The sequence below is a fragment of the Curtobacterium sp. VKM Ac-2922 genome (assembly GCF_022815645.1).
Classification (GTDB): Bacteria; Actinomycetota; Actinomycetes; order Actinomycetales; family Microbacteriaceae; genus Curtobacterium.
This window is the reverse complement of record NZ_JALGRO010000001.1, coordinates 393,021-405,287: the sequence shown is the minus strand read 5'-3', so window position 1 is coordinate 405,287 and position 12,267 is coordinate 393,021. Positions and strand designations below refer to the sequence as shown.

Genomic DNA, 12,267 nt, shown 5'->3' with positions numbered 1-12,267 from the left:
CCCCCCCGGGCGGCGGGGGCCCCCCCCCCCCCCCCCCCCACCCCCGCGCCGGCCGTGCCGTTGCCTCCTGATCCGTCGAACGGCACGGTCGGCGCCCACCCGGCACCACCACCCAGCACCCCGCACCACCCCGAAGGGAACCCCATGCGCATCGGCATCGACGTCGGCGGCACGAACACGGACGCCGTCCTGATGGACGGCAGCACGGTCGCCGCCGGCGTCAAGCGATCCACCAGCCAGGACGTCACGAGCGGCATCGTCGCCGCGCTGGCCGGGCTGCGCGAGCAGCGGGCGTTCGCGTCGTCCGACATCGACGGCGTCATGATCGGCACGACCCACTTCATCAACGCCCTGGTGGAGGCACGTGGTTTGGCTCCGACGGCAGCGGTCCGGCTCGGGTTGCCCGCCACCGCGTCGCTGCCGCCGTTCACGGACTGGCCGGACCACCTGGTCACCGCGGTGCGCGGGCGTCCGTTCCTGGCGCACGGCGGCCACGAGTTCGACGGGCGCGTGATCTCCGAGCTCGACCCCGAGGAACTCAAGCGGCACGCTGCGGCGATCGGGGCCGCGGGCATCCGCTCGGTCGCGATCTCGTCGGTGTTCTCGCCGATCAACGACGAGTTCGAGCAGCGCGCGCAGGAGATCCTGGCCGCCGAGCTCGGACCCGACGTCGCCTTCTCGCTGTCGAGCGAGATCGGCCGCATCGGGCTGCTCGAGCGCGAGAACGCCACGATCATCAACGCCGCACTCCGTGAGCTCGCCGACGGCATCGTCGACGGACTCGCCAGCTCGGTCACCTCGAGCGGCATCGACGCACCCCTGTTCCTCAGCCAGAACGACGGCACCCTGATGGACGTCGAGTACGCCCGCCGCTACCCGGTCGCCACCTTCGCCTCCGGCCCCACCAACTCGATGCGCGGTGCCGCGGTGCTGTCCGGGTTCGACACCTGCGCGGTCGTCGACGTCGGCGGCACCACCAGCGACGTCGGCGTCCTGACCGGCGGCTTCCCCCGCGAGGCCACCGGCGAGGTCGCCGTCGCGGGCGTGCGGACGAACTTCCGGATGCCGGACGTGCTGTCGATCGGCATCGGCGGCGGCTCATGCATCCGCGAGGACGGCGCCCTGGTCGGCCCCGACTCGGTCGGCTACCGGCTGACCGACGAGGGCATGGTCTTCGGCGGCGACACCCTGACCGCCACCGACGTCGCGGTGCGCGGCGGCCGCGGGGACATCGGCGACGCCAGCCGTGTCGCCGGCATCCCCGCGCACATCGCCGAGCGGGCCCTCGCCGTGATCGCCGAACGGGTCGCCGACGTCGTCGAACGCATGCGGACCTCGTCGGAGCCCCTGCCCGTGGTCGCCGTCGGCGGTGGGTCCGTCCTGCTGCCCGACACCCTCCCCGGCCTCGGGACGGTCCACCGGCCCGAGCACTACTCCGTCGCGAACGCCATCGGCGCGGCCATCGCGCAGGTGTCCGGCGAGGTCGACAAGGTCTACGCGATCAGCGACGGCAAGCGGTCGTCCGTCGTGGACGAGGCACGCCAAGAGGCGGTCGACCGCGCGGTCGCTGCCGGTGCGGACCCGTCGAGCGTCGCGATCGTCGACTTCGACGAGGTGCCGATCCCCTACCTGCCGGGCAACGCGACCCGGATCCGCGCCAAGGCCGTCGGCGACCTGGCACTCGGAGCGCTGGTCCGATGAGCGCGACCGACACGGCTCCGCACGCAACCGACACGGCCGTCCGCCCGATCACCGAGATCGGCGCCGACTGCTCCGCCCTGGCCCGCGGCGCCGCGATCCTCGGCACCGGCGGCGGCGGCGACCCCTACATCGGCCGCCTGCTCGCCGAGGCCGCCGTCCGCGCGCACGGCCCGGTCAGCATCGTGCAGGTCGAGGACCTGCCGGCCGACGCCGTCGTCCTCAACGTCGCGATGATCGGCGCACCGACCGTCATGGTCGAGAAGCTGCCGTCCGCGACGCAGTTCGCCGAGGCGATCCGCTCCCTCGCCACACACCTGGGCGTCACCCCGACCCACATCGCGTGCATCGAGGTCGGCGGGGTCAACTCGACCAGCCCGATCGTCGCCGCCGCCGAGCTCGGACTCCCCCTGGTCGACGGCGACGGCATGGGCCGGGCGTTCCCGGAGGTGCAGATGGTCCTGCCGACCCTGTCCGGCATCCGGGCGACCCCGATGGCGCTCGCCGACGAGAAGGGCAACACGGTCGTCTTCGACACCGTCGACAACCGGTGGGCCGAACGCCTCGCCCGGACCGCCACGGTCGAGATGGGCTGCTCCGCGATCACCGCGAACTACGCCATGACCGGCGCCCAGGTCCAGCAGTCGTACGTCCGCGGCAGCCTGTCGCTGTGCGTCCGGCTCGGCGAGGCGCTCGCCGACGCACGATCCGCCAACCAGGACCCGGTCGCCGCCGTCACCGCGGTCCTCGGCGGCACCGTGGTGTTCGAGGGCAAGGTCGCCGACGTCGAGCGGAAGACCGTCACGGGGTTCGCGCGCGGGACCGCCCGCATCGCCGGTTCCGGTCCGGACACCGGACTGGAGGCCGTGCTCCGGTTCCAGAACGAGCACCTGCTGGTCGAGGTGGCCGGCCAGGTCCGCACCACCACCCCCGATCTCATCATCACGCTGGACGCCGAGACCGGCGAACCGATCACCACCGAGGGGCTGCGGTTCGGTGCCCGTGTGCGGATCGTCACCGCACCGGCCGACCCGCGCTGGCACACGCCCGCGGGCCTGGCCCTGGCCGGCCCGCGGTACTTCGGCTACGACACCCGGGCCATCCGCCACGACGGCACCGTCAGCGAGGGAGAACGACCGTGAGCTGGACGATCGACGTCGACGACCTGCCCGACCTGGCCCGCGGCGCCGCGCTCCTGGGCACCGGCGGCGGGGGCGACCCGACCATCGGGATGCTGCTCGTCCGCGCGGCGATCCAGCAGCACGGCCCCGTCACGATCCTCGACCCGTCCGAGGTCGACGACGACGCCCTGGTCATCCCGACCGCGCAGATGGGCGCACCGACCGTCGTCCTCGAACGCATCCCCGCCGGCCCCGAACCCCTCGGTGCGCTCCGACGACTCGAGCAGCACCTCGGCCGCACCGCGACCGCGACGATGCCGATCGAGTGCGGCGGCATCAACTCGATGATCCCCCTGCTCGTCGGCGCCACCGGCGGGCTGCCCGTCGTCGACGCCGACGGCATGGGCCGGGCCTTCCCCGAGCTGCAGATGGAGACGTTCTCGGTGTACGGGGTGCCGGGCTCCCCGCTCGCCATCAGCGACGAGAACGGCCACGGCGTCGTCATCGACACCGGCACCGACAACCGGCAGATGGAGTGGCTCGCGCGCGGCGTCACGATCCGCCTGGGTGGGGTCGCCTACATCGCCGAGTACGCGATGACCGGACGCCAGGTCCGCGCGACCGCCGTCCCCCGCACCCTGTCGCTCGCCCTGTCCGTCGGACGCGCGATCCGACACGCCCGCGAGCAGCACCGCGACCCCGTCGAGGCGCTCGCCCAGGCGTTCGGAGAGACGATCTACACGCACCTGCGCGAACTGTTCGACGGCAAGGTCGTCGACGTCGAGCGCCGCACCGTCGACGGCTTCGCCAAGGGTCGGGCAGCGGTGCAGGGTGCCGACGGCTCCACGCTCGAGATCGCGTTCCAGAACGAGAACCTGGTCGCCCGGCGCGACGGACGCCTGGTCGCCGTGGTCCCCGACCTGATCTGCGTGCTCGACGCCGAGACCGCCGAACCGATCACCACCGAGCGACTGCGCTACGGCCAACGGGTCCGGGTCATCGGGGTGTCGACGCCGGACCTCATGCGGACGCCCGAGGCGCTCGCCGTGTTCGGTCCGGCGTGCTTCGGGCTCGACGACGCCTTCGTCCCGGTCGAGGACCTGCACGCGGACGTCCTGGTGCCGGGAGCCTGACCAGGCCGTGCCGGGGTGGCAGCATGGAGCCGTGCACCAGGGCGAGCAGCGCGACGGAGCCGTGACGGGCCTCCAGGCCGACGATGCCGAGCGTCTCGGTCGCGGTGCCGCCCTGCTCGGCTGTGGTGGCGGCGGCCAGGTCGACCACATGGTGCACGCGCTCCGGATCGCACTCGGAACCGACAGCGTGCCCGTCGTCCCCGTCGACGGCGGCGTGCGGTCGGTGATGGCCGTCGGACTGGTGGGTTCGACGACCGTGCTCGAGGAGAAGGTGCCGAGCGGGCGCGAGCTGCCCGATGCCCTGGCCGCCGTCGAGCGGTGGACCGGCCGGCGGGCCGACGCCGTGATCGCGGCGCAGATCGGCGGCGTCACCGCGCCGGCGGCCGCCCTCACGGCGCACGCGGCGGGACTCCCCCTGGTCGACGCCGACCTGGTCGGCCGGGCCACACCCCGCATCGACCAGCTGAGCCTGTTCGTCGACCCGCTCGCTGCCGTCACCGCGGCCGCCGTCACCTCGAGCGGTCTGCGGATCGTGGTGGACGCGCCGGACCCCCGTGACCTGGAGACGGTGTGGCGCGAGGCGGTGTCGCACAGCGGCGGGTGGGCGGCGTTCGCGATCGGCCCCGTCGACGTCGACGTGCTGGCCGAACGGTGCGTCACGGGCAGCGTCAGTCGCGCACTCGACGTCGGACGTGCCGCGGCCCGGACCACCGACGTCGACCACCTCGGGGCAGCGATCGGCGGACGGCTGGTCGCTCGCGGGCGGGTGCTCGACGTGCAGCGCGGTGGGGACGTGCTGTCGTTCGTGCACGGGTCGATGGCGCTGCGCGACCAGGACACCGGGGCGGTCGTCCGGGTCGAGGCCGGCAGCGAGTGGGTGCACTGCCTGGTCGACGGTCAGCCCGTCGCCAGCACGCCGAGCTGCATCGTCGTGGTCGACGCCCGGTCCCTCGCGCCCGTCACGACCGATCGTGCACGCGTCGGCGACGAGCTCGCGGTCCTGGTGCTGCCGGGTGCGGCGTGGTGGTGGCGCGAGCCGCGCCGGCTGGCCCGGGTCGGTCCGCGCGCCTTCGGCATCGACGCCGACCCCGTGCCCGAGGTCGCCGCGTCCCCGCGGCCCGGGGCCGCCGCATCCCCGCTGCACGGGGCCGCCGCGCTCTCCCTGCCCGGGGCCGCCGCATGATCCCGGTCGGCGAACTTGTCCCGCTCCTGCCCGCCGGCACCGCCGTGCTCGCCGGTCCGACGTCCGGCACCGCCGACCACGTGCGCGGGATCGTCGGGCCGCCCGAACAGGTCGGCCGCGCGATCAATCCGGGCGACGGCATCGTCGCGCTGCTGACGCCCGTCGACCGCTTCGACGCCCGGTTCGACGTGCTGCTGCGCCGGGCTGCTGCCGCCGGGGTCCCCGCGCTGCTCGTCGGCGTCGGCGACGTCGGTCGGGCCTCGCCGTCCGTCGGGCCGGGTACCGCCGCGCTCGCCGAGCGGTTGGGCGTCGGCATCATCGTGACACCCGACCCCTGGGCGGCATCGGTGCGCGTGCACGAACTCCTCGGGTCCGGCGATGCCCCCGCCGCCCGAGCCGCACTGGCCGCCGCACGGATCGGACTCGACGCCGGTCCGGCGCTCGACGAGGTCTTCACCCGACTCGCGTCCGAGCTCGGGCACCCGGTGCGGTTCCTCGACGCGTCCGGTCGGCCGCTGCGTGGGGACGGGGTCGCACCGGACACCGCCGCCCTGCTCGCCCGGACCCTCGGCACGAGCGACCCGGTGTGGGCCACGGATGCCGACGGCGAGACCGTGGTCGCGGTCCCCGTCCCGACCGGCATCGGTCCCCGGGCGTGGCTGGCGGTCGGGTTGACCGTGCCCCTGCCTGCCGAACGTGCGACGGTCGCAGCCGCACTGCAGGTCGCCGCCGTGGCCGTCGGACACCGGCTCGTCCTGACCCGGCTCGACGACGAGCGTGACGCCCGCTACCGGATGGCGATGCTCGACGACCTGCGCGCTGCCGACGGCGCACCCGCTCCGCCCCTCGTGCAGCGCACCCTCGCCGCCGGGTGGGAACTCGACGCCTGGCACATCGGGATCCGTCTGGTCGCCCGACAGCCGGTCGACGCCGTCGCCCTGCGGCGCGAGGTCGAGACGGCGTTCGGCGCGCACGACCTGCCGGTCGTCGTCGTCGAGCAAGCCGACGGCTGGGCGCTGTGGACCTCGGTGGTGGACGAGCCGGACCGCGTCACCGTCGCAGGGGTCGCTGCTGCGGTCCGCTCGGCGCAGAACACCCTGCGCAGCGCCGTCGACACGAACGCCGGGGTCGGGAGCGTGCACGCCGGACCCGCCGGGCTCGTCCGGACCCTGGGCGAGGCCGGCGACGCCGCACGTCTGGCCGCCGGCCGGCCCGAGTCGGGCTGGTTCGTGCACGTCGACCGGCTCGGCCTGGCGCAGCTGCTGCTCGCATGGACGCAGACGGACACGTTCCTGCCCGCGGCCGAGCAGCTGCTGGCGCCGCTCGAGCGCGGCGGGGGTGTCCTCCGGGCGACGCTCGCGGCGTACCTGGACGCGGAGTCCTCGGTCGCCGAGACGGCCGCCGTGCTCGGCGTGCACCGCAACACGGTGTGGGACCGCATCGCGCGGATCGAGCGGCTGATCGGGGTGGACCTGAAGGATCCGGAGACACGGCTCGCGCTGCACCTGGCGACGCGGGCGCTCGGGGCGGCGGACTGACGGCGACCTTGCTGCTGGTGGGCCCTGCCGGGATCGAACCGACGACATCCACGGTGTCAACGTCCTTATCCCTGGGCGCAGCCGGACCGGTAGGCAAGTAACCGCAAACATCGCAGCTGTTTAAAGTCCGGTTCTCTGCCGCTAGTTGCTCGCGTCCGAGTCTTCACCAACACCACACCGACACGCAGAAGCACCCGAGCACACACGAGGACTCGCGACGCCGGCACTGTAGGCGGCGAAGGTCCGCGCGACGAATTGGCTGCGCCAGGTTGGTCACAGCACGACACAGCAGACCGTCAAACGCCACTCCCACTGGATGGACGACGACGGAGACATGGCCGCCATCGCGGATGATGCGAGCTCGACGCGAGCGCTCGGAGGAGCGAGACCTGTCATGCGACTGAGGAAGCAAAGACGAACCGGCGTGGCCCGACCGCTCCGTCTCAGCTGTCCTCGACGAGCACCGAGGAGAACGCCTCGCTCGAGAGTGTTGGCACGCCGAGGTCACCAGCCAGCGTCACCACGGCGCGGTCGTTCGACACCACCACCCACTCCGCACCGAACAGACCCAGCTCGGCCTCGGCCAGCGCGTCGAGCGCGCACGCGAGCAACAATGGGTCGGCATTCCCGAGATTTGCATAGAGGTCGATGAGGGTCGTGTCCTCAGCTGGAACACGTTGGAGCACGGCCGCGAGGTACAGGAGGACGCCCTCGTTAGTGATGTATTCGAGCGCGCGCAGCGAATCGACGTCCGGAAGGAATCGTGCTTCGTGAAGCACTTCGGACGGCAGCCGACACTGCTCGTGCACAAACGCCGAGGAGCGCTGCTCCGGCGTCAGCCGAGTCAACACGTTGTTGTCGAGGAGGTAGAACGTCCCCATCATCCGAGCGCCTCCCGGAAGTCTCGGATCTCTCGCGGCCGGATCTTGTTCGCGCAGACCGCTCGGCAGAACTCACCTTCGGTAATCCTGCCGGCATCCAGCGCGCCGAGCATGCGGACGGAGAGCTCTCGACCGTTGTATGTCCGGACCCCGTTCACAGGTTTCGGCTGGCGGCCCTGCGACTTCGGCCGGTTGGCGAAATTGACGCGAAGTTCCTCGAGGTGTCGCTGAGCCGCGGAACGGCTGAGGAGCCCGAGTCGCTGGAGGCGCACCACCATCGCGCTCGGAGTCACTTTGAAGGAGTCGGCGGTACTCCTGATCTCCCCGAGATTGTCGGACGAAACCGCTCTCATCTGCGTCACCGGCATCAGGATCTCGCCAACGATGTCGTACTCGCGGCCCGGGTTCGACGCGAGGTTCCGTCCGTCGTAGGTGACAGGCGCAAAGATACCGCGCGCGACCAAAACCGTGAGCAGGGTCAGCGTGAAGAGCTGACGCCCCTCTGGCTCCTCGTCGTCGCCGTGACTCCCCCGCGAGAGAAAGATGTACGGGACTTTCTTGTCCTTGATGGTCAGCCCACTGAACTTGACCTCGATGAGCTGCGGCATGAAGCCGCGGACGCTGCGCGAGACGAGGATCTGGTGGGCCTCCAGCGTCTCGATGAGCAACGACAAGGCGGCACCTTTCGATCGCGCCGAGCGGAGTACGGCCACATCCAAGTCGAGGGCTGTGAGCAGTGCGGCGACGTCCTCTTCGATCGTCGCCCGAGGCTTCCGGAGGACTCCAACGATCTTGTTCTCGGCGAGCGACTCGTCGTGAGTGCGCAGCATCATCTGCTTCCGCACAAGATCCTTCACGATGAGCTCGACGTCGCTCAGCTCGATCGTCGTACGCGAGTTGACGGCGAAAGTGTCCTTACTCAGCCCTTGCAGCAGCTTCTGCGTTTTCGTTTCGACCTGCGCCCGAACCAGCGCGCGCGGCGCGAAGCAGAGTGCGTACGGCACCTGTGCAGTGCGCGCCAGATCGACGAGTTCGGAGAAGCTGATCATCGACCGTTCGAGGGCGTGGCGATAGGGAACACGTGCACTCACGACAGAGTTCTCAAACAGTTCGACGAAGACGACGCGGTCGATCATCACGCGGCTCCCGTGCAGAGTGACCGCGATCTTCCCTGACTGGTCGGGGCTCACGGCATCACCTCGTGCTGGCTCAACGATCCCGACCCGGTGGCTGCCGCGCTTCCCATTCGACCGACGATCCCTCATGTCGGCAGATAGTGCCACCCCGAGTTCAGGTGTCGAGCACGTTCCTCGATCGGGGTCATCAGGAGGTTGGCCCTCCCTCGGGCAGCGCTTGAGAGCACGTACGCTCGGAGCGTGAGTGTTCTCACGGTGACCATTCGCCCCGGCCGGCGCACCGAGATTCAGAACATGCCGTTCGAGGGCAACAGACGCGGATACACCATCCTCGGAGACATGTTCTGCGCTTCACGGCGGGGTCAGGTTGGCTACTCCCCCAGCTCCCGATCGTGGTAGGTCTCGCGGCCGCACACGAACGCGGTCATCCTTGGACTCGCTGCACGATACGGCCGGGTGAAGATCATCCAGCACGGCGGGGTCGAGAAATGCGTGGAAGCGTGCTGGAAGACGGGACTCCCGGAAAACGCATGGCTGTGTGAATGCGCGTGCGCTGGACGGAATCACGGCTCGGGGCAGCCGTTCAGAGTCACCGTGGGGGGCGACGGTCCCGGCGGACAGCTCTCGGTGCAGGCCCGTGCGCCCCACGAGCTCTAAGTCGGCTGATCAATAATCGATTCGGTCGAGCTGACCCTTAGCACGAGCCGGAACCATTGCGAAGGTCCGGTGGGCTCTGGCGGGCTCGAACCGCCGACCACTTCGGTGTAAGCGAAGTGCTCTACCAACTGAGCTAAGAGCCCTCAGGGCTTATCCTACTTGCCGATGAGCCGGCATCGTGACGACGAGCGGCGCGACTCGCCGTCGCCGACGACGGTGGCCGACTCCCGCGTGCAAGATACTTGACCTCGGCGCCGCGGCGCTCGTTCGACCCCACCGGGTCCACTCGAAGGGCCGGGGGTCCCGTGATCAAGCGCATCGTCCGTATCGACGGCATTGGCCTTTTCCAGCGTTGGCAACCCGGCAGCGATCCCGCAGACTTTGAGCGGATCAACGTGGTCTACGGCGGCAACGGCACCGGAAAGTCCTCTATCGCACGAGCCTTTGGCGAGGCGACCGCGGAGTCCGCGACCCCGACCATTCATGTCTCAGTCGAGGATGGCGACAGGCTTCGTCATGTCACGTCGAGCGAGGATCCCTTCTGGACACGCGTCCGCGTGTTCAACCACGACTACATCGAGAACAACCTTAGCTTCGGCGCGGATCGCAGCGAGGCAGCACCGCTTCTCGTCCTCGGTCAGGAGAGCGTTGGTCGCGAGGCACGGCTCGCGCAGATCGCGGAACGCCTCGATGTCATCGAAAGCGAGGAGCGTCTTGCGATCGCGGATGCCGGCCGCGCACGACATGCCGCCGACCGTCTCGCAACGGCGACCGCTGCGACGATCCACAGCGAGCTGCAGCACGTGAGCGCACGGTACGGCCGGGCCTACAACCGTCGTCAAGTGAAAGCCTTGCTCGACTCCTTCCCGACCAGGTTCGACGGATCTCTCGACGACGTCATATCGACGCATCTCGAAACTGTTCGTCCGCAGAAGATGGAGCCTGTCCCCCTCCTCACATGCACGGGTGAAAGTGTCATTTCGTTGGTCGCTGAGGTGCGTCAGGCGCTTGCGACCTCGGTTTCGAACGCAGTACTCGATGACGTGGCGGAGCATCCAGAGGACAGCACCTGGGTGAGTGAAGGCGTGTCGAGGCATGAGCAACTCGACCGGTGCCTGTTCTGTGGCGGTGTGGTGACCGACGAGCGCCGAGGTGCTCTGGCCGCGCACTTCGACGGCCGCTTTCGGGAGCTGGAGCGCACGCTCGACGCACTGAACGGACGCGTCGCTTCGGTCATCGCGGCTCAGCAGGCCATGATCTCCCGGGCGCCGGCAGCAAATCTCTTGTATCCGCCGCTCCGGGACACGTACGGTGAGCTGCTCGCCGGGGTGCGAGAGGCCATCACATCTCGAAGCGAGGCGCTGGACGCGGTTCGCCGTGCGATCGCGACCAAGCGCTCCGCGATGTTCGACGTGGTTGCGTTCGATGCCGGTGCAGTCGACGGCCAATCGGACGATTTAGCCGCCCTCAACCTCGTGCTGCGCGACCACAACGAGCGTTCGGCGGCGTTTGAGTCGATCCGCGCGGACGCCGCCGATCGTGTCGAGCGCGCTCGTGTCGAGTTGATCCGCTCGGAGTACGTGTCATTGTCCGAGCGAGCGATCCGCGCCGAGCAACGAGCGGCAGACCATGCCGCCGAGCGCGAGCAGTTGACCCGCGAACGTGAGCGGCTGAACTCTGCCGGGCTCGACGCGGGACCACTTGCTAGCGAGCTCACCCGAGACGTTGCCGTCCTCCTCGGTCGCGATGAGCTCCGCTTCACCGCCGTCGACGGGCGTTACGCCATCGAACGGGACGGGCGCCCGGCCGTCGGTCTGAGCGAGGGCGAACGGACGGCGATCTCCCTGCTCCACTTCCTGTGCAGCCTCCGCGACGAGACGATGCGTGGCGCCGACCTGACCGTCATCATCGACGATCCGGTGTCGAGTCTCGACCAGGAAATCATGGTCGGCGTCTCCGGGCACCTCTGGAACACCTTTGTCGGAGCGGGTATCCGCCACCAGTTAATCCTGCTCACGCACAGCTTCGAGCTCTTCCGGATGTGGGTGAACCAACTGGACCGGCTGAATTCGCGGATCCGTCGGGACAACTCGTACTCATTGCACGAGCTGCGCTCAAGGGTGAGTCGCGACGCTGAGGGCGTCCCCCGTCGCGTGCCGGTCCTGCGGAGCTGGAGCGACCCTCAACTCCGCAAGAAGCTGCGCTCCCAGTACCACTACCTGTTCTGGCGGGTCGGCAGTGCCGTCCTCGAGCGGAACGCCGGTACGCAGTTCGAGGCTGAGCTTGAGGCTGCTGCGCTCCTACCGAACGGCGCGAGGCGGCTCTTGGAGTCGTTCCTCGCCTTCCGGTTGCCAATGCACATGGGCGACTTCGATGGGAGTATGCGGACAGCGTTCGACGAACACCGAATCGAGCAACCCGTTCGCCAGCGTCTGGTGCGCTTCCTTCACCAGTCGTCGCACAGCGAAGAAGCGGACATCTCTCGTCCCGTGGACATGCACGAAGCAGTGGTCGTCCTCGAGTCGGTGTTCCGCTTCATCGCGGCAGTGGATCGGCCGCACTTCGAGCAGATGTGCGCCGCCGTTATCCCGGACCTGTCGTACATCGATACGTCCTCGGTCACGGTGGAACCGGTCGCTGCCGCCTAGCACTTCCCCATTCCCACACCGACACCGACACCGACCTACACGGACACGAGCGCAACGCTCGGACCGGCCGGAGTGAATGGGACGATCACCGTCGTGACCTGGGCTTTCGACAACCACCGGAGCGCGAGCGACGGGACTCACATCCACGGTGTAGACGTGGCGCTCTACGAGCTGAGCTAAAGGCCCTCCACCGTCATCCGACGGGCTGCGGTCACGCCGATCGCGGACGCGACGTCACGCCGTGGCGCACGGGAGGCGCGTGGCCGGCTGGC

The 12,267-nt window shown here is 69.8% G+C and carries 8 protein-coding genes and 1 tRNA gene; 6 read left to right on the top strand and 3 right to left on the bottom strand.

The genetic code is table 11. The annotated features are described in order from the left end of the window. The first annotated feature begins 144 nt into the window (after positions 1 to 144). From MT346_RS01905 to MT346_RS01885, 5 genes are read left to right on the top strand one after another with little or no spacing between them, the layout of a single operon-like run. Positions 145 to 1,701, top strand: coding sequence for a hydantoinase/oxoprolinase family protein (locus tag MT346_RS01905; RefSeq protein ID WP_243561059.1), 1,557 nt, complete (start codon positions 145 to 147; stop codon positions 1,699 to 1,701). Beyond that, on the top strand, positions 1,698 to 2,840 hold the full coding sequence (locus MT346_RS01900; RefSeq protein WP_243561058.1) for a DUF917 domain-containing protein: 1,143 nt from the start codon (positions 1,698 to 1,700) through the stop codon (positions 2,838 to 2,840). Before MT346_RS01905 ends, MT346_RS01900 begins: the two co-directional genes overlap by 4 nt. Continuing rightward, on the top strand, positions 2,837 to 3,952 hold the full coding sequence (locus tag MT346_RS01895; protein WP_243561057.1) for a DUF917 domain-containing protein: 1,116 nt from the start codon (positions 2,837 to 2,839) through the stop codon (positions 3,950 to 3,952). The genes MT346_RS01900 and MT346_RS01895 overlap by 4 nt, the downstream gene beginning before the upstream one ends. 31 nt (positions 3,953 to 3,983) lie before the next feature. Further along, on the top strand, positions 3,984 to 5,135 hold the full coding sequence (locus tag MT346_RS01890; protein WP_243561056.1) for a DUF917 domain-containing protein: 1,152 nt from the start codon (positions 3,984 to 3,986) through the stop codon (positions 5,133 to 5,135). Then, positions 5,132 to 6,673: a CdaR family transcriptional regulator gene (locus MT346_RS01885; protein WP_243561055.1), complete on the top strand. Its 1,542-nt coding sequence runs from the start codon at positions 5,132 to 5,134 to the stop codon at positions 6,671 to 6,673. Before MT346_RS01890 ends, MT346_RS01885 begins: the two co-directional genes overlap by 4 nt. 443 nt (positions 6,674 to 7,116) lie before the next feature. On the opposite strand, the gene MT346_RS01880 is transcribed toward MT346_RS01885, so the two are convergent. The 3 genes from MT346_RS01880 to MT346_RS01870 all read right to left on the bottom strand — a co-directional run bounded on the left by MT346_RS01880 (position 7,117) and on the right by MT346_RS01870 (position 9,490). After that, the gene (locus tag MT346_RS01880; RefSeq protein ID WP_243561054.1) at positions 7,117 to 7,557 is read right to left on the bottom strand and encodes a hypothetical protein; all 441 of its coding nucleotides are present in this window, start codon (positions 7,555 to 7,557) and stop codon (positions 7,117 to 7,119) included. Continuing rightward, on the bottom strand, positions 7,554 to 8,744 hold the full coding sequence (locus tag MT346_RS01875; RefSeq protein WP_243561053.1) for a hypothetical protein: 1,191 nt from the start codon (positions 8,742 to 8,744) through the stop codon (positions 7,554 to 7,556). The genes MT346_RS01880 and MT346_RS01875 overlap by 4 nt, the downstream gene beginning before the upstream one ends. Before the next feature lie 673 nt (positions 8,745 to 9,417). Next, positions 9,418 to 9,490, bottom strand: a tRNA-Val gene (locus MT346_RS01870). 162 nt (positions 9,491 to 9,652) lie between these two features. Between MT346_RS01870 and MT346_RS01865 the strand changes: the two genes are divergently transcribed. After that, positions 9,653 to 11,995: an AAA family ATPase gene (locus MT346_RS01865; RefSeq protein ID WP_243561052.1), complete on the top strand. Its 2,343-nt coding sequence runs from the start codon at positions 9,653 to 9,655 to the stop codon at positions 11,993 to 11,995. Positions 11,996 to 12,267: the final 272 nt, after the last annotated feature.